Source organism: Paenibacillus oralis (assembly GCF_003863965.1).
Taxonomy (GTDB): Bacteria; Bacillota; Bacilli; order Paenibacillales; family Paenibacillaceae; genus Fontibacillus; species Fontibacillus oralis.
In genome coordinates this window covers 4,063,746-4,081,260 of record NZ_RRCN01000001.1, presented here as the reverse complement: position 1 = coordinate 4,081,260, position 17,515 = coordinate 4,063,746, and the positions used below count along the sequence as shown (strand labels likewise).

The following is a 17,515-nucleotide window of genomic DNA, read 5'->3' as shown; positions in this document are numbered from 1 at the left end:
CAACTCCCCTTTAATTGAAGTTCCCGGTTATTGCCGCGCCAAAATCCACTCATGATCCGGGTCATTGTGGAATTTCCAGATCCGCTTGGGCCCTGCCATAACGTTCAAGTAGTAGGAGGTATATCCGTCCGGTACGCCCACCGGATGATACCCTGCCGGTACAAGCACCACATCCCGATGCTCTACGGACATCGTTTCGTCCAAGCTGCGGTTATCCGTGTACACTCTTTGAAAAACAAATCCGGTATGCGGTTCCACTTCATGATAATACGTTTCTTCGAGAAACGATTCCTCCGGGAGACGATCCTGGTCGTGCTTATGCGGGGGATAACTCGAAAAATGTCCGCCTTCGGTATACACCTCCACCACAAGCAGGCTGCTGGCCGAAGGATCACTGTCCGGCAAAATGTTGTGCACCATGCGTTGGTTCTGATATTTGCCGCGGCGCTCCACGCCTACATCTCCGGCTTTAATCCATCGGGTCGGAAGTTGCTGCAAGGAAGGAGCATAACACAAGGCGACGGTTGCATTCGTCACCGCTTCAAGGAGGAACTGCTTGCCGCCGGATACAAACACGCTGTCGGTCGGCTTTTTCTCGAATACACTCTCCCTTGTCCCGATTCCCGTAAAATGATGTTCGCCTTCAGAAACCGTAATCCGGCCTGTTAGTGCGACAATACAGCATTCCTGATCCGTCAGCGTTTCTTCATAACGCGCTTTCACCTTGAGATCGATCATTTTGAAGCCGACATACTCCAGCCCAGTGTCTTGGGCCAATAGTTGATGGACGATAGTGGCATCACCTTCATGAACTAGACTCGGTTTACGCAGCAACGGACTGGCCACGGATAAATCCCCCTCCATTTTTATTAAAATTTAATTGCTTCTATATGTTAACTGTTGATAATATTTTGGTTATGTTTTATATTAAATGTATTCAAATTCACAGGAGGAAAACAACATGCCATTACTACGATTTGACGTTATTGAAGGCCGCAGCCCGGAGGAATTGAAAAAACTGTTGGATGCGGCTCATGCTGCGATGGTCGATGCCTTCCAGGTCCCTGATTCCGACCGGTATCAGATTGTGCATCAGCACCCTGCTCGTGAAATGATGATTGAAGATACAGGCTTAGGCTTTAAACGTACCGATCAGGTTGTCGTCATCAGCATCGTAAGCAAAGAGCGGACGCCGGAACAGAAAAAACAATTGTACAAGCTGCTGGTTGAACGTCTCAAGCAGGAATGCGGTATTGAGCCAACCGACGTGATCATCTCGCTGGTACAGAATGGACCGGCGGATTGGAGCTTCGGTATGGGGGAAGCCCAGTTTCTCACGGGAAAACTGTAAGCAGGCGTCTCCCAAAACGTACAAAGCCGGCTTTTTAGAAATAGCAAAGGGCATGCATGAGAGTCGGTCAAATCCTATCATCTTCATGCAAGCACATGCATGCCCCTTTTTTTAACGCAATCCCAATCCTTCCTTCATGGCCTTTAATGTAAGTTCACTCGACCATTCGGGTTTGTCCGGATAAGCAAACACTGCATTGGTGGCAATGCCGTCAAACTTCATTTCCTTCAGCTTCTTGAAGATCGCCGGGAAGTTTACCTCTCCTTCGCCAATATTCAAATGCTGGTGGATGGTAATTTCGGCGTCCGGCGGATTGACAATATAACGCAATCCGAAGGCCGCTTTATGATTAAACGTATCGGCAAACAACACATGAGCCAGCAAGTCTCCGGCTTCGTCAAACATTTTCTCGATGTCGCCGATTCCGTCGTCATAGTAAAAAGTGTGAGCGGTGGAGTAGACCAGCTTGATCCAATCTTTGTCCAAAGCGCGGATCATATTAATCGCTTCCCTGTTCGTTTCGATAAAATCCAGGGGATGGGCTTGCAAATTCAGTTTGATGCCTTCCCGCTCAAAGATCGGCAGCAGTTCATCCATGGATTTAATAAATTTCTCTTCGCTCACCCGTGCGTGATATTTACTGCCGCTGAATTCACTGTTCATCAAATCAACATCAAGTTCCACGGCGATTTCGATGGCGCGTTTCCAGTTCCGCACCGCCGCCTGCCTCTGTTCCTCATCCGGACCGGCCCAATAATACAGCGGCAATAACGAGGAGATTTTCAGCCCCGTGTCGCGCAATCTTTTTTTCAGGGAAGCGATTTTGGCTTTGTCGACCTTGGGATATTTATAAAATGGACAAAAATCTTCACGCGGCGACAGCTCAATGTATTCGTAGCCCAGTCTGGCCACCTGATCGACCATTTCCTCAATCGTTGTGTTGTCTCTGTAATGCGTCGGGTCATAAGCGATAATCATGTCACGATCTCCTCCATCATCGGTATCAGTTCCAGTACTTGGCTACATGGCTGCGGGTTACTTCGGCAGCCTTCTTCACGTTCTCCTCCTGGGAAAGCTTGTAGTAATCGGGGCGGAAGACTTCCACCGTGCAAACCTCTCCTTCAAATCCGATTTTCTGCAACGTATCGGCATAACGCCGGTGATCCAGACAATCCCCGGGCTCACCTGGCCATAGCCGCTTCTCATCGGTATTGTACGGGGCCCCGCAAGGCATATTTTCCGAACCGTTCAAATGCCAGACAAAAATTTTCTTGCCATCCGCCTTTTCCAGCGCCTCAAAGCTGGAGGCCATGGCATGGAAATGGTATTGATCCAGCGTGATGCCCACCAGCGGAGAATCAACCGCCTCTGCGATCGCGTAAGCGTCCTCAAAACGGTTGATCGACATGGAAGGAGCGCCGCAGAATTCGATCGACAGCTTGATGCCGTGCGGTTCAACCTTTTTCACCATTTCCTTGAGGACGGCAACCGCATCCGCTTTGATTTCATCCAATGTGGCGTGAACCGGCAAATCCATGGACGGAACCACGACGATCATTTTGCAATCCAACATGTTGCAGCGGCGGATGATTTCGTCCAACTCCTCCATAACCGCCTCCTTTTCGGCCTGCGTTTGCTTCATATTAAAGAAAATAAGTGCGTTGTAGGACAGCATTTGGAGCTTATGGGCGGGGTCTCTGAACCAGGCGCTCAACTCCTCAAGCGTGTATTTTCCGGCCGCCAAATCACGATTCAAGCATTCGGACTGAATATCGATATAGTCAAACCCGTGTTTTTCGCAATATTCCAGATCCTTCAGCACCGAATGATCCTGGCAAAACCGGTTGCATCCTTCATTGAACCCTATTTTCATGGCATTTACCTCCCAATGTTCATCTGCTTATTTCGTAAAAGCCTTCAATACGCAGGAATCGAGATAGCCCCGGGCAATCAGGGCATATTCCAGCGGATTGGCAACCTCCGGATCCTGCTCCGCTTCAATCACGATCCAGCCTTGATAATCGTTCTGAATCAGAAACGAGTACACTTCCACAAAATCGATCAAACCGTCTCCCGGAACGGTAAACATCCCCGCCAGAAAGGATTGCAAAAACGATTTTCCCTCCGCTCTGCAATCATCTAATACTTCCGGCCGCACATCTTTGAAATGAACATGGGCAATCCGCTCGATATGGGCCTCCAGCAGTGACAGATAATCGCCATCCGACACAAAAATATGTCCCGTATCGTAGAGCAAATGCACAAGTTTGGGGTTGGTGCCGGCCATCAGCCGGTCCACCTCTTCTTTGGTTTGAACCCCTGTCCCCATGTGATGGTGATACACCAGCTTTAGTCCGTATTTATTGGCTGCTTCCCCCAGGGTATTCAAGCCCTCGCAAAGCCGCTTCCATTCTGCGCCCGTAAATTCCGGTTTCTCTTTAAACACATTTTTGTCCGTCCCCTGCACACTGTAGGTTTGTTCCGACACAACGGCGACATCCGCGTTAACCGCTTTCAAATAGGCGCAGTGCTCAGTGAAATCCCGCAAGGCCTGCTCAATACCGTCGCGGATGATGTAGCTGCTGAACCATTTTCCCGCAATGCGCAAATTCCGCAGCTTCAGCTCCTTGTTTAACACCTCGGGCTCCGGGAAAAAACCGCCCACTTCCGTTCCTTCAAATTTCGCCACAACGATGTCGCTTAAAATTTGCTGTAAATTGTTGTTCTTGCCGATTTCGGGAATATCATCATTTCTCCAACCAATGGGCGCTATTCCCCATTTGATTGCACTTTGGGTTGCCATGTCCATCCCCCCGCCAAAAAAGTAAGATACGAGATTTCACCGTCTTTCGAGGTTCATTCTAATGGGAAAAAGATTCAAAAACACTATCCATACTTGCTTAGAAATTGACTTTTTTTGCTCATAAAATAGCGTCCAAAAAAGAAGCCAACACCGCACACCGGGTCAGCTTAAAATCTCATCTTTCTGAATTTGCCGGGGGTCAATCCGCCCGTGGATTTTGAGAACGTTCGGATGAAATGGGCAACATTATTAAACCCGCTGCGGGCGCTGATTTCTTCCACCGTGAGGTTGGTCTCCACCAACAGCTGTTTTGTTTTTTTCAGCCGCAAGTTCAGGACGTAGTGGTGTGGGGTTACTCCCATCTCTTTTTTAAACAACCTCACGAAGTGGTACAGGCTCAGGTTCGAAAGCTTGCTTAATTGCTCAACATAAAGTTTCTCGGCATAGTGAGCATGAATGTAATCCAGAGCCGGTCTAAGATCCGGATTAAGCCTTTTTCCCGAAACCTGTTTGGGGCCTGCCGGATAATTGGTTTTAAACAACGAAACCAATAATTGATAGATTTGCACGGACAAATCAAAATCATCGGGATTGCCGGCAGCGATTTTATCAATGATCGCAGGGATTGCCGTATTGTCATGGCCCAGCCCGGAGAACAGGCACCCGGCCTTTTTGTACAATTCTTCACACATCATCTCGGACTGCGGGCCCGAAAAGTGAAAGAAGTGAAATCTTACATCGTCTACCGCATAATAATAATTCCGGTATCTGCAATCCAGCAAAACGATATCGCCCGCGGAAGCGGTAAACTGTTGATCCCGATAATTAAAGGCGAGACTCCCCTCCCGGATTGAAAATAGAATAAAGGAGTTCATATAATCTCTGTCCACTTTGTAAGGAAACCTGCAATAATACTCGCCGCCCCAAAAAACATAAAAGAACATCGATTTCGCCACGTCTGAAGCTTCATGAAAATATACGCCGTTTTTCCATACAATTCCCGGTTCCGATTGAGGAATATACAGATCGATCAAGGGGGCCTCCTTATCAAGCAGGTTTATTGGTTTGTACGGTAAAAATCCGGCTTCTCCTTTAAGGTTACAGGTTCCCAGCCCCCTGACTCCTGCGCTTTTACGCAGGCGTCAGCCGTCACCGCGGCGATGTAGCCGTCCCAGGACGTAGGCCCGCCCGGTTCACCCGTTTTTTGAATGGAATCGATAAAATCCTGCAGCTCAACATCATAAGCCTCGATGAAACGCTGCTTCCAATCCATGAGCAGATTCACTCCGTATTTGGCATCCTTGCGGAACGTAACGCTTTGAACTTCAGGCAGCGTTACAATCCCTTCTTCCCCGATCACCTCGCACTGAATATCGTAACCGTATTTGCAGTTGACAAACACTTCGGCGGTAATAATGATTCCGCTTTCGGTCTTGAGTGTGATGATTTGCGGGTCATGCAAATGGTCTGAAGCATATTTGGTTTTCTTCGGATAAACCACCTGCACGGCTTTATAATCGTCATTGACAAGCCAATGCAACACGTCGATTTCGTGAATCAGCGTATCCGTAATCGCCATATTGGTCAAATAGCTGTCCCCCACTTCCGGATTGCGGTGCGCGGCGCGAATCATCAGCGGTTCGCCGATAAATTTATTTTCGATCGCCTCTTTCAATTTGATGTATCCGCTGTCATAACGGCGCATGAACCCGACTTGCACCAAACGCTTGCCGTGCTTCATCTCGGCTTCGACAATGCGCAGACAATCCTCCGCGGTTGTAGCGAGCGGCTTTTCGCAAAAGACGTATTTTCCCGCTTCGATACCAGCCAGCACGCTCGCCTTGTGAGCCGGTCCCCAGCTCGTGATCACAATGGCATCCACATTACCTTCGGCCAGCAAAGTGCGATCATCGGGAAATACCTTCGCATTCAGCCCCAAATCCGCCACCGCCTGTTTGGCCGCCTCCGGGTTTATATCCGTAACCGCCACAACCTCGCCGCCGTTTAGCGTTTGCTGAATTCTTCTCATGTGATCCATGCCAAGCGCTCCTGTACCGATAACTCCAAATTTCATGGTCATAAGTATACTCCTCCAATGATTTATTAAAAGTTTACATTCGAAGATTCCGGTTGCTGCCGTTCTCCGTAAAGCTCCAACTGAATTTCTTCCAGAGATTTGCCGGAAGTGTTAGGAGCGAACAAGCTGCCGATCAGGAAGCTGATAAACACAAAAACCACCAGGATCGCGGCGACCGCACGGATTCCAAAATCCGTGAGCAGCATCGGCACGAACACGCTCCAGATGCCCAGCGTAATTCTCACCGCGAAAAACATAAAGCCTTGCGCGGACGCCCGCAGCGAAGTGGGGAACAATTCGCTGGACCACAGCTGGTAATTGGCTTGCTGACCAGAGCCGTTGTTGATGCCCATCAAAATGATAAACAGAATAAGAATAGGAATTCCATCCACCGGGAGCAAAAGCAGCGACCAGCCGACAACGGCAAGAAATGCTGAAAACGCATATACCTTCCGGCGATGTTTATCCGCGAACACCATAAAAATCAAGGCTACCGCCAGACCCGTGAAGGTGAAATACCCCATTTGCAACAGATTGGCGGTCGTTGCCGAGACCCCGCCTACTTTCTGATAGATATACGGCATAAAGAAACCCATGACGCCGGCGGCCAAATTCCAGACTAGATAGACCCCCATCAAAAAAAGAATGCTGCGCATAAATTTACGCTGAAATAAGTGCCTATACGTTTTTCTTTCAATCATCCCCCGCTTCTGGTGGACTTGCCGGCTTTTCCAGGCTTCCGATTCCGGCAAGCGCAGGCGCAGGATTAAGGTAATCAAAGAAATGACCAACAAATGGGCAAAAACGATCCGGTTGCCGAGCAAGCCCATCCCCCCGAGCAGCACCGATAGAAGCATAACGATAACCGCTCCCAGCGCCCAGGCTACCTGCGCCATCCCGGCATGCCTTGCCCGCTTCTCCTTGGGAGCATTTTCGGCGATAATGGTCCAGGAGGCGGTAATATCGGCTCCGACCGCGATGCCGGCGATAATGTACCCGGTCAGCAGCATCGGGAAATTAACCCCGAAAATGATGAGCATGGTTCCAAGCGCATAAGCCATCATGCTGGTCGTATAAATTTTCTTCCTCCCCACCTTATCGGCCAGATACCCTCCGACCAGCGCGCCGATGGCGGCCGAAATCGCGTTGGCACTCATCGCACCCAGCAATCCGATTTGACTGTCGTTCAACCCCAGATAATCTACCCATAGGGACAATCCGGCCGAACCGGCCACTATGGAGCCGGCATCGATGTAATTAGCCAATGCGGCAACAATCGTTTTCTTCTGTTTGGACGGTTCTCTGCTTGCCAACGTATTCATGCGCTTCCTCCTCTTTTTGATTCTTCCTCATGTTTTGCCTGTTAAGTCACCTCCTTATCGTATTTCCGATGATGTTATGATTAACTTTTGATAATAATGTGATTACATGATAATATTAAAAGCGCTTACAGTCAACTTATATTTTCCAATATTTCTTTTTATTCCACCTTTTGGGCACGAAATTATCATAATATCTTTGGATTCCTATCTATAACTTCCGATCTTGATCATGTTTTGGTTAAAAAGTTGTAGTTCCATGGAAGTATACGCAAATAAAAACGGCAAGCGTTGTCCGAAGACGGCGCTTGCCGTTTTAAGTTTGCTAATATTCTATTGAATGCTTAAGTCACAAGGAAGAAACCTGTTCCCAGACGGGAATTTCCGCCGGAAACTGCTTTTTGGGAAGGAAGTGCACACTGCGAATATAACGGATCGTGCGGCTCTGCGCGCGCATGATGACGGAATGCGTCTCCGCATGATCAGGGCCGATAAAGCGGACACCGTTCAGAAATTCTCCGGTAGTCACGCCGGTGGCGGCGAACAAGACATCTCCGGAGCCGACCATATCCTTCATGTAAAGCACCTGGGTGGGATCGGCAATGCCCATTTGCAGGCAGCGCTGGACCTCCTGCGGACTGCTCGGAAGCAAAATGCCCTGCATCTCGCCGCCGAGGCATTTCAAGGCGGCCGCGGCCAGCACGCCTTCCGGCGCACCGCCGGAGCCAAGATAAAGGTCTACATCATTGTCCGGAAGCGCGGCCGCAATCGCGCCGGCGACATCCCCATGAAGAAGCAGTTTGATCCGGACGCCGGCTTTTCGCAACTCGGAAATCAGGCCCGCATGGCGTTCCCGGTCAAGAACCATGACGGTCAGTTCGGAAAGCGATTTGCCCGTAATTTGGGATGCTTTGTTTAAGGTGACGCCGACCGGATCCGTAATGCTCAATTTACCGGCCAGTTCCGGGCCACAGGCCAGCTTCTCCATATAAATGTCAGGGGCGTGCAGCAAGCTGCCTTTGTCGGCGACGGCGATGACGGCTTGCGCGTTGCTTAGACCCGCGGCCACCACTTCCGTACCTTCGAGCGGATCAACGGCAACGTCTGCGGACGGTCCCAGGCCATTGCCTACTTTTTCCCCAATATAGAGCATCGGCGCTTCATCCATTTCCCCTTCGCCAATCACCACGGTTCCGTCGATCGAAACGGAATCGAACATGGAACGGATCGCAGCGGTAGCTGCCTCGTCGGCGGCGTTTTTATCGCCTCTGCCGACCCAGCGGGCGGCGGCCAGGGCGCCCAGTTCCGTCACCCTTACAATTTCCAGCGTTAGTTCTCGTTCCATATAAAATCCCCCCATTAGCGTTATAATTCGGAAATTTTTAAATATAACCCATGATGATGCCGGCCGTCTCTTCAATCGCTTTATCGGTAATGTCGATAACCGGACATTTCAGCCGGGAATACAGCGCCAGGGCATAATCTGTTTCTTCCCGGATTCGGGCCAGGCTTGTATATTGCGTGTCTAGCGGCAAGCCCAGCATTTTCAGCCGCTCCGAGCGGATTTTGAGCATATGCTCCGGCTCCATCGTCAGGCCGACGAGGCGGCTCGCAGGCAGGCTCAGCAGATGCGGCGGCGGCCCTACCTCGGGAACGAGCGGATAGTTTACGACTTTTTTGCCGCGATGGGCAAGGAAGATGCTTAATGGCGTCTTGGAGGTGCGCGATATGCCCATCACCACAATGTCCGCTTCGAACATGGCTTCGAGATTCCGGCCGCCGTCGCTGGCCACCGTAAAATCGATGGCTTCTACACGCCGGAAATAATTTTCATTAAGCTGATGCAGCAGGCCGGGGCGCGCCCTCGGCGCATCGTCGAAAGTGTCGATGAACGCCTGCATCATTGGGCCCATAATATCGACGATGCGCAAGTCGAGCCTGACGGCTTCTTCGCGAATCGCTTCGCGGAGCTCCGGCTGCACAAGCGTGTAGGCTACAAAACCTTTGTGGCGCGCGGCTTCTTCCAGCAGCTTCCGCAATTCATCTTCATGCCGAATGTTGCCGTAACGCTTAATCTGGACTCGTTGATTCTCAAATTGGTGAATGACAGCCTGCACAACCGCCTCGGCCGTATCTCCCAATGAATCCGAGCAAATCGTGATCAAATGTGATGTTTCCATGCTCTTTCGATTCCTCCTGTTTCCCTATCAATGGATCTCTTTGTCAAGAAGCAGCTTTAAGATCGAAGTTTTCGTCAAACGGCCAACCACCTCAAGCCTTGCTCCGCTCTCTTCTTCGTTAGCCGGAACGACAACCGGCAGGCTGTCTACCTCGTGCAAAATCATTTTTTGCGCCGCGTCGAGCACCGTATCTTCGGGGAATACCGTAACCACCTTGGGTTGGCGGGTCATGACCATACTGACCGGCATGGACGCGGCGCCAGGGTTGCCGAGCGTAACCTTAAGAAAATCTTTGCGCGAAGCAACCCCGGCGAGCTTGCCGTCATCATCGCAAACGAAAAGCGTGCCCACGTCCTGCAGAAAAAGCGTAACGACAGCATCTTGAATGGTAGTGATTTCCCTGATAATGATCGGCATGCCCTGAATATCTTTGACTTTGCTATTTTGCAGCAGGTAACCGTTGCGCAGATCGGAAGAAGCCTTGCCTCCCGGGAAATAACCGACCTTTGGCTTGGCGTTGATATAATCGAGCATAACAAGCAGCGACAAGTCCGAGCGGATCGTCGGTTTGCTCAAACGCAAGCTTTCAGCAATCTGTTCTCCGCTGATCGGTGCGTTTTTCTGGACGATATCGATAATTTGCAGTTGACGGGCTGTCAGTTCGATCACGGTTTACCTCCACTTTATAGGTGAACTTGCACACTCTTTTAAGAGTGAATTGGATATATAATCCGTATTTATGTTTGAATAATACACAATATTTCAAGCAAAATCAATATATAGAACGTACTATATTTTCTTTTTTTAAATAAAAAGACCTCCGGCCGAATTGGCCAACAGGTCTCCACAGGTGCAATTTATTGTTTATTCAAAATTTGTATAGCGCTTTCATATGCACGCGGTGTTGCAAATACTCCCTTAATCGATGCCAGCCAACTCAGCGGGTCGCCTTCTATAGTAGAACAACGAATTCCCGCGGTTTCGCATAAAATCCTCCCGGCTGCGTAATCCCAGGGCGCCAGCTTGGAAACGTAAACCGACTGTTTTCCCAATAGCAGGTGAATAAATTCCGTACCCGCACAGCTCTGTATCCGGACCCCGCAGCTTCCCCAGGCCAGGTCCTTAACGTTGGAAACATTGTCGGCAAACATTTGCCAGTTGATGGCCACCAAGCTGTCCTTTAATTCGTTATCCTGCCATGGCGGCAGCGGATGACCGTTATAATATACGCCGATTTCCGGCCCGCCCCAAATGAGCCGGCTACGCATGACATCATAAATGAAACCGCATTTGCCCACTCCATTTTCCACAACAGCGATCATGACGGCAAAATTCTCTTTTTGTTTGATGAAATTCATCGTTCCGTCGATGGGGTCTAGTATCCATACCCGGCCGGCCATATCCTCCACCCGATCCCCGGTGCCTTCCTCGCCTAGGATGCGGTCGCCCGGGTAGAACTTCCTGATATTGTGAACCAGAAACTGTTCAATCCGCCGGTCCATATCGGTCACCAAATCAAGGGCCCCGGTCTTCTGGGATATTTCTCTTTCTTCTTGAAGCGAGTCGCGCAGCATTTGCGCCGCCTCCTCAAGCCAGCCCAACACCCGTTCAACATCCAGGCCGTTCATCTTTTACTCCTCCTTACCTTTACAAAACCGCACCCAATGCCAACACACAGAGTAGCCCTGTCACCGAAAGCACCGTTGTCAGCGTGGTCCACGTACCAAATGTCTCCTTCAGCGTCAGTCCAAAATACTCCTTGATCATCCAGAAGCCGGCATCGTTCACATGGCAGGCGATTACGCTGCCCGCTCCCGTAGCCAGCACCATCAGCGCCGGATTCACATCACCAACTGCGATCATCGGCGTCACCAGACCCGCTGTAGTCAGCGCGGCCACTGTTGCGGAACCAAGACACAGTCTCAAAATGGCCGCGATCATCCAGGCGACAAGCAGCGGAGACAAGTTGGTTGCCGAGAACAATTGGGAAACGTAATCGCCGATCCCGCCGTCGACCAGCACCTGCTTAAAAGCTCCGCCGCCGCCGATCACGAGCAGCATCATGGAAATTTGCGAGATAGCGCTTACCAAAGTGTTGCTGATTTGCTTCATCGCGATGCCTCTGGCTATACCCATAGTATACATGGCCACCAGCAAAGAGATAAGCATCGCGGTGCCGGGCGTTCCGATAAAATTCAGCACTTTGAGCACGGGCGAATTTTCGGGCATCACCATTTTGGCGGCCGCGGCAACGCCCATAAAAATAACAGGAAGCATGGAAGTCAGCACGCTGATGCCGAAACCAGGGGTTTCGCTAAGCACAAAGCTTTTTTGATCGCCGATGACAACGGAAGCGTCCGTTTCCCGCTCGTACACACGGGGATACACTTTCATCAGCACTTTGTTAAACAAGGGTCCGGCCACAATCGTCGTCGGAATGGCGATGATCATACCGTACAACAGAACCTGTCCCAAATCCGCTCCATAAGCGGCCGAGATGGCGGTCGGCGCCGGATGCGGCGGCAGAAAGCCGTGGGTTACGTTCAGCGCGGCGGCCATCGGAATGCCGAGATACAGGAAAGGCATCTTCAATTCTTTCGCGATAACGAAAACAATCGGAATCAAGAGCACCAGACCAACTTCAAAGAATAGGGCAATTCCGACGATAAAAGAAGCCACCACGACCGCCCACTGAATCCGTTTACGGCCAAACTTGTCGATCAGCGTGATGGCGATTCGGTATCCGCCTCCTGCGTCGGATACAAGCCGGCCGAGCATGGCGCCGAAACCGAACACCAGCGCCAAATGCCCCAACTGGCCGCCGATTCCGCTTTCAATGGTAGTAACAATGGTCGTCGGATCCATTCCGAGCAGCAGAGCTACGACAAAAGCGGTAATCGTAAGCGATACAAACGTATTCAGCTTTGCTTTCATAATCAAAACAAGCAGCAGCGCAACCCCAAAGCAAACAATCAATATCGGCATAAACTAACTTCCCCCGCTTCAATTATAAAGTAATCACCAGATGTTAATAGCAATCAAATTTATTGGCTTTGCTCGGCAATGAGCTGCTCGATTTCAGCCACCGTCGGCATCGCTTCCGATGAACTGTGCTTGCTGACGACGATAGCAGCCGAAGCGCTTGCGTATTTCAGGGCTTCAGCAATCTCTTTTCCTCTCATTAAGGCGTACAGGAAAGCGGCCGCATAGGAATCGCCAGCTCCGAACGTTTTGAGTACTTTGGATTTATAAGCCAGCCCTCTATGCACCTTGCCATCCCGGGTATAAGCGTAAGAACCTTGCACGCCATGCTTGATAACCACCAGCTCCGGGCGATAACGGAACAATTGTGAAACGGTCGCCTCGTTGTTTCCGCCTTCTTTTCCTTCAAGCACATCAAACTCGTCCCGGGTTCCGATCACAACATCCGCCTGTTCGGCAATGGCCGAGTAATAAATCGACGTTTCCTGCGGGGACTTCCAGGTGTAACCCCGATAATCCAATTCAAAAATGACTTTGGTATCGTTGTCCCGGGCATATGAAATCGCTTTAAAAACGGCTTCTCGCGAAGGGCTGGCGGCAAGCGCCGTACCGGAGACCAGCAGGGCCGAAGCGGCGGCAATATATTTTTCCTCGACCTCTTCCGGCCGTAAATACAGATCGGCGACATTTTCACGGTACATCAGAATGCTGCATTCCTCCGGACTTTTAATCTCCGTAAAAGCCAGGCCCGCCTTGCGTCCTTCCGTATCGTCAATCATATTAGAGACATCGACACCGCTCTTCTTCATGGAATGCCGGATAAAGCGGCCGTGCTGGTCGGCGGGAACTTTGCCGATAAATCCGACTTGCAAGCCGAGTTTGGCCGCGCCGATTGCAATATTGGCGGGCGAACCGCCCACATATTTGGAGAATGTCAACGTTTCTTCCATGGGCCGGTTGTACTCCACCGCGTTTAAATCAATGCAAGCTCTCCCCAACGTGATAAGGTCAAATTTTCGTTGCTTTTCGTTTTGCAGCATTGCAATCTCTCCCTACTTGAATCAGTTTGCCTGCACGCCTGGCCTCACGGCGCAAAGGCCGTAGGCCAGGCACACAGGAGTTATAAAAATTTATTGATCTTTTGCCGGTGCTCACCGCTACGCTTTTCCTGCGGAACCAAACTCCCGGATTTTGCCTTTGACAATTTCCTGGATCGCCTCAGTTCCCGGGGACAAAATCGCGCGTGGATCGTACACACCGGTGTCGGCGTCAAGCGTCCGGCGCAAGGCCGACGCCCAGGCCTGGATACATTCCGTGTTGACATTGATTTTGGCATGGCCCAAAGAGATCGCCCGCCGAATCTGATGTTCGGGAATGCCCGAAGCGCCGTGCAGCACCAGCGGAATCCCGACAAGCCCGGAGATTTGCTCCATTTCCGCAAAGCCCAGCACCGGTTCTCCCCGGTAAGGACCATGGACGGAACCAAGCGCCGCGGCGAGCGCATCGATCCCCGTTTCCTTGACAAGCGCGGCGCATTCTCCAGGGTCCGCATACTGAATGCCGCCGATCAAACCGTCTTCCATCCCGCCGACCGTGCCGACCTCCGCTTCAACCGACACCCCGCGGGGGTGCGCGTAGTTCACGACCTCGGCGGTCATCGCTATATTCTGCCCGATCGGATCATGGGAACCGTCGATCATCACGGAGCTAAAGCCGGCGTCTACGGCCTTTTTACAATTCTCCGGTGTTTTCCCGTGATCCAGATGAAGCGCCACCGGAACGGTGACCTTCATCTCTTTAACAAGCTCCTCCACCATCACCGCGATCACTTTATAGCCGCCCAAAAAGGGCACCAGCCGGTCTGAAGCCGCCAGAATGACGGGAGAACGCTCTTCTTCAGCGGCCTGCAATATGGCCTGCGCCCACTGCAAGCCGTTCAAATTGAACTGTCCGACCGCATATTGTTCCGCCTTGGCTTTTTGCAGCATTTCTTTGAATGATACCAGCGTCAATAGTCTCTTACCTCCCAACTACCATGAACATGATGATTATTCAAAAGCCGGCGTTGCATATCGGGCAGTCACGACCTTCTTATGCGTATAGAAGTCCACACTGTCTTTGCCGTTGGCGTGCAACGTGCCGAAGAAGGAGGACTTCCAGCCCGAGAACGGGAAGAAGGCCATCGGCGCGGGCACGCCCAGGTTTACGCCCAGCATCCCGGCATCGATGTTTTCCCGGAAATACCGGATGGCGGATGCATTGGAGGTAAAAATGCAGGCTCCATTGGCGAATTCCGACCGGTTGGCGATCTCCACCGCCTCCTTGAGGTTTTTCACGCGGATCACGGACAGTACCGGCGCAAAAATTTCCTCCTTCCAAATCGTCATATCCGTCGTTACATTTTCAAAAATCGTTGGCCCGACAAAATAACCTTGATCCGGCACGTTATCCCGTCCGTCGCAGATTAGAGCCGCTCCCTCTTCCAGGCCTTTTTCGATATATCGAAGAGTCCGCTGTTTATTCTCTTCCCGGATTACCGGGCCAAGAAACACCCCGTCGTCCAAACCGTTGCCGATTTTAGCGCTCTGCGCCTTTTCCTTGAGAAGGGCGATGAATTCATCCGCGATCCCCTCTTCCACGGTAACCACTGCGCAGGCCATGCATCGTTCTCCGGCCGATCCGAAAGCGGCGCTGATCACATTGGTCACCGTGTCCTCCAGATTAGCGTCATTCAGCACAATGGTATGATTTTTGGCTCCGGTCAACGCCTGCACCCGTTTCAGGTTTTGGCTGCCGCGCTTGAACACATATTCGCCGACCGGCTTCGAACCGACAAAGGAGACCGCCTTGACTTCCGGATGATCAAGAATACCGTTTACGACATCGTGAGCCCCGTATACAACATTGAACACGCCTTTAGGCAATCCGGCCTCCTCGAACAGCTCCGCCAGCCGTCTGGTCAGCAGTGGTGTACGCTCCGACGGCTTCAATATAAACGTGTTGCCGAGCGCGATCGCCATCGGAAACATCCAGCAGGGCACCATCATCGGAAAGTTGAAGGGTGCAATTCCTCCCACTACGCCAAGCGGATAGCGATAATTAACAGCTTCTACATCCGTGGCGATGCTGGCCAGCGAATCGCCCATCATTAACGTCGGGGCTCCGGCGGCAAATTCTACGTTTTCGATGCCACGCCCCACTTCGCCCAAAGCCTCGGTCAGGTTTTTGCCGTTTTCAAGCGTGATCAGCTTGGCCAATTCCTCTTTGTGCCGGGTCAACAGTTGCTGATAGTTGAACAAAATCCGGGCCCGGCGGGGTACGGCCACTTTCTGCCAACTTTTAAAAGCCTCGGCCGCGGCTTCAACCGCATGATCAATTTCTTCTTTCGTCGATAAGGGAACACGGGCGATAACCTCGTTTGTCGCCGGGTTGTACACATCTTCATAACGGTCGGTGGTACTCTCCACCCATTCACCATTAATGTAATTTTTTAAAATCTCCACTTCCGACACCTGCGTCATCATAGTATCCTCCTTGTTTCAAAAATTCCAACCTTCAAGCAATTTTTTGATAACAGTTGATCAACTTATGGTCATATATTATTATTTAAACCGTTTTCAGTCAATGGTAAATACAAAAAAATTGCTATATATTAAAAATAATTAACACTATTCATGCCTTTATTGTTTTATATTTCAAATTACTGGGTATGTGTTGGTGATGTTTAATTCAGATAACTTATCGTAAATAAGGGGCTTTATAGTAAGCAATTAGTTGCAGCATTCATAATAATCAGGTATACTCTAACCATAATTTAACTGGCGTGAAGCACATGCCGCTTTAATACGAGCCTTTGTTTGGCTGCGTATTGGAGCGGCTTTTTGTTTGCCTAAATTGTGATACAATAAAAGAAATGGAGTTGAATGTCAAATTGACGACTGAACTTCTTGATCCACGGAATGATTTCGTTTTTAAGCGGATTTTTGGCAGTGAAGACAATAAAGATATACTCCTGGCCTTCTTAAATCGAACCTTTGCAGAATCGGGCGAACCGCCGCTGACGGAAATCGTCCTCTTGAATCCTTATACGGATAAGGACGCTCCGCTTGACAAACAATCGATCTTCGACATTTGGGCTAAAACTACGGAAGGCCAACTTATTAACGTGGAGATGCAGCTTTTCAATAAATACGACATTGAGAAACGGACGCTCTACTATTGGAGCAGGCGCTATTCCAGCCAGTTGCAGGAAGGGCAATCCTACAAGCTACTGAAAAAATGCGTTACGATCAATATTTTGAATTTCACGGCCATTGCCAACGACCGGTATCATAATGTCTATCATTTACGGGAAGATCACACGGGTCTTGAACTATGCGAAGACATTGAAGTGCATGTTATGGAACTATCCAAACTGGATGATCAGTCGATTTCGATGGAGGGCGGTTTGGTGAACTGGCTGCTTTTCCTGAAAAGTGCCGACAAATCCAACTGGGAGGTGCTGAAGATGAATGAACCAAACTTGAAGAAAGCGATGGATACGCTGGAGTTTTTGAGTCTGGATCGGGAAGCCCGCCGCAAGTACGAAGAGCGCCAGAAATACCTGCATGATGAGGCGTCCATGATTGAATGGGCGACGGATAGAGGCATGGCAAAGGGAGAACAAAAGAAAGCCATGGAAATTGCCAAGAACTTGCTAGCCTTGGGCGTTGAGGTTTCCGTCATCGTGAAAGCGAGCGGATTAACGAAAGATGAGGTCGAATCTTTAAAGTCCGTTCAATAATTCGCAAAATAAACGCCCTG

At 50.4% G+C, this 17,515-nt stretch carries 17 protein-coding genes; 2 read left to right on the top strand and 15 right to left on the bottom strand.

Annotation, left to right across the window (positions count from 1 at the left end; all coding sequences use genetic code 11):
• Nucleotides 1-27 precede the first annotated feature (27 nt).
• Entirely contained in the window at nt 28-846 is an 819-nt protein-coding gene (gene iolB / locus EHV15_RS18245; RefSeq protein WP_128632454.1) for a 5-deoxy-glucuronate isomerase, read from the bottom strand.
• Between the two features lie 115 nt (nt 847-961).
• Between iolB and EHV15_RS18240 the strand changes: the two genes are divergently transcribed.
• Nucleotides 962-1,351, top strand: a complete 390-nt coding sequence (locus EHV15_RS18240) for a tautomerase family protein (protein WP_128632453.1) — start codon at nt 962-964, stop codon at nt 1,349-1,351.
• A 111-nt stretch (nt 1,352-1,462) separates the two neighbouring features.
• Here EHV15_RS18240 and EHV15_RS18235 read toward each other — a convergent pair whose 3' ends face one another.
• The 14 genes from EHV15_RS18235 to iolA all read right to left on the bottom strand — a co-directional run bounded on the left by EHV15_RS18235 (nt 1,463) and on the right by iolA (nt 16,233).
• Nucleotides 1,463-2,329, bottom strand: coding sequence for a sugar phosphate isomerase/epimerase family protein (locus tag EHV15_RS18235; protein ID WP_128632452.1), 867 nt, complete (start codon nt 2,327-2,329; stop codon nt 1,463-1,465).
• Between the two features lie 25 nt (nt 2,330-2,354).
• Nucleotides 2,355-3,224: a sugar phosphate isomerase/epimerase family protein gene (locus EHV15_RS18230; RefSeq protein ID WP_128632451.1), complete on the bottom strand. Its 870-nt coding sequence runs from the start codon at nt 3,222-3,224 to the stop codon at nt 2,355-2,357.
• Nucleotides 3,225-3,251: 27 nt separating this feature from the next.
• The gene (iolE, locus tag EHV15_RS18225; RefSeq protein WP_128632450.1) at nt 3,252-4,154 is read right to left on the bottom strand and encodes a myo-inosose-2 dehydratase; all 903 of its coding nucleotides are present in this window, start codon (nt 4,152-4,154) and stop codon (nt 3,252-3,254) included.
• 167 nt (nt 4,155-4,321) lie between these two features.
• Complete coding sequence (locus tag EHV15_RS18220; protein ID WP_128632449.1) at nt 4,322-5,188, bottom strand: AraC family transcriptional regulator; 867 nt, start codon at nt 5,186-5,188, stop codon at nt 4,322-4,324.
• A gap of 23 nt (nt 5,189-5,211) precedes the next feature.
• Nucleotides 5,212-6,234, bottom strand: a complete 1,023-nt coding sequence (iolG, locus tag EHV15_RS18215; RefSeq protein WP_128632448.1) for a bifunctional inositol 2-dehydrogenase/D-chiro-inositol 1-dehydrogenase — start codon at nt 6,232-6,234, stop codon at nt 5,212-5,214.
• Between the two features lie 23 nt (nt 6,235-6,257).
• Nucleotides 6,258-7,553: an MFS transporter gene (locus EHV15_RS18210; RefSeq protein WP_128632447.1), complete on the bottom strand. Its 1,296-nt coding sequence runs from the start codon at nt 7,551-7,553 to the stop codon at nt 6,258-6,260.
• Nucleotides 7,554-7,899: 346 nt separating this feature from the next.
• On the bottom strand, nt 7,900-8,895 hold the full coding sequence (gene glpX, locus EHV15_RS18205) for a class II fructose-bisphosphatase (protein WP_128632446.1): 996 nt from the start codon (nt 8,893-8,895) through the stop codon (nt 7,900-7,902).
• A 37-nt stretch (nt 8,896-8,932) separates the two neighbouring features.
• On the bottom strand, nt 8,933-9,730 hold the full coding sequence (locus EHV15_RS18200) for a pyruvate, water dikinase regulatory protein (protein ID WP_128632445.1): 798 nt from the start codon (nt 9,728-9,730) through the stop codon (nt 8,933-8,935).
• A 27-nt stretch (nt 9,731-9,757) separates the two neighbouring features.
• Nucleotides 9,758-10,399 carry a helix-turn-helix transcriptional regulator gene (locus EHV15_RS18195; RefSeq protein ID WP_178075882.1) on the bottom strand — a complete coding sequence of 214 codons (642 nt, stop codon included), beginning with the start codon at nt 10,397-10,399 and terminating at the stop codon, nt 9,758-9,760.
• 188 nt (nt 10,400-10,587) lie between these two features.
• Nucleotides 10,588-11,358 carry an inositol monophosphatase family protein gene (locus EHV15_RS18190; protein WP_128632444.1) on the bottom strand — a complete coding sequence of 257 codons (771 nt, stop codon included), beginning with the start codon at nt 11,356-11,358 and terminating at the stop codon, nt 10,588-10,590.
• A gap of 19 nt (nt 11,359-11,377) precedes the next feature.
• Complete coding sequence (locus EHV15_RS18185) at nt 11,378-12,715, bottom strand: gluconate:H+ symporter (protein ID WP_128632443.1); 1,338 nt, start codon at nt 12,713-12,715, stop codon at nt 11,378-11,380.
• Between the two features lie 59 nt (nt 12,716-12,774).
• The gene (iolC, locus tag EHV15_RS18180) at nt 12,775-13,752 is read right to left on the bottom strand and encodes a 5-dehydro-2-deoxygluconokinase (protein ID WP_128632442.1); all 978 of its coding nucleotides are present in this window, start codon (nt 13,750-13,752) and stop codon (nt 12,775-12,777) included.
• Between the two features lie 117 nt (nt 13,753-13,869).
• A complete protein-coding gene (gene fba, locus EHV15_RS18175) occupies nt 13,870-14,724 on the bottom strand; it encodes a class II fructose-1,6-bisphosphate aldolase (RefSeq protein ID WP_128632441.1) in 855 nt (284 codons plus the stop codon).
• A gap of 36 nt (nt 14,725-14,760) precedes the next feature.
• The gene (gene iolA, locus EHV15_RS18170; protein WP_425464478.1) at nt 14,761-16,233 is read right to left on the bottom strand and encodes a methylmalonate-semialdehyde dehydrogenase; all 1,473 of its coding nucleotides are present in this window, start codon (nt 16,231-16,233) and stop codon (nt 14,761-14,763) included.
• Between the two features lie 392 nt (nt 16,234-16,625).
• Here iolA and EHV15_RS18165 point away from each other — a divergent pair, with 392 nt between their 5' ends.
• Nucleotides 16,626-17,495, top strand: coding sequence for an Rpn family recombination-promoting nuclease/putative transposase (locus EHV15_RS18165; RefSeq protein WP_128632440.1), 870 nt, complete (start codon nt 16,626-16,628; stop codon nt 17,493-17,495).
• Nucleotides 17,496-17,515 lie beyond the last annotated feature (20 nt).

Excerpts from the sequence above, each read along its gene's own strand:
- EHV15_RS18240 (WP_128632453.1), top strand. The coding sequence starts at position 962 with ATGCCATTACTACGATTTGACGTTATTGAAGGCCGCAGCCCGGAGGAA.
- EHV15_RS18235 (WP_128632452.1), bottom strand. The coding sequence starts at position 2,329 with ATGATTATCGCTTATGACCCGACGCATTACAGAGACAACACAACGATT.
- EHV15_RS18230 (WP_128632451.1), bottom strand. The coding sequence starts at position 3,224 with ATGAAAATAGGGTTCAATGAAGGATGCAACCGGTTTTGCCAGGATCAT.
- iolE (WP_128632450.1), bottom strand. The coding sequence starts at position 4,154 with ATGGCAACCCAAAGTGCAATCAAATGGGGAATAGCGCCCATTGGTTGG.
- iolG (WP_128632448.1), bottom strand. The coding sequence starts at position 6,234 with ATGACCATGAAATTTGGAGTTATCGGTACAGGAGCGCTTGGCATGGAT.
- EHV15_RS18210 (WP_128632447.1), bottom strand. The coding sequence starts at position 7,553 with ATGAATACGTTGGCAAGCAGAGAACCGTCCAAACAGAAGAAAACGATT.
- glpX (WP_128632446.1), bottom strand. The coding sequence starts at position 8,895 with ATGGAACGAGAACTAACGCTGGAAATTGTAAGGGTGACGGAACTGGGC.
- EHV15_RS18200 (WP_128632445.1), bottom strand. The coding sequence starts at position 9,730 with ATGGAAACATCACATTTGATCACGATTTGCTCGGATTCATTGGGAGAT.
- EHV15_RS18190 (WP_128632444.1), bottom strand. The coding sequence starts at position 11,358 with ATGAACGGCCTGGATGTTGAACGGGTGTTGGGCTGGCTTGAGGAGGCG.
- EHV15_RS18185 (WP_128632443.1), bottom strand. The coding sequence starts at position 12,715 with ATGCCGATATTGATTGTTTGCTTTGGGGTTGCGCTGCTGCTTGTTTTG.
- iolC (WP_128632442.1), bottom strand. The coding sequence starts at position 13,752 with ATGCTGCAAAACGAAAAGCAACGAAAATTTGACCTTATCACGTTGGGG.
- iolA (WP_425464478.1), bottom strand. The coding sequence starts at position 16,233 with ATGACGCAGGTGTCGGAAGTGGAGATTTTAAAAAATTACATTAATGGT.
- EHV15_RS18165 (WP_128632440.1), top strand. The coding sequence starts at position 16,626 with ATGGAGTTGAATGTCAAATTGACGACTGAACTTCTTGATCCACGGAAT.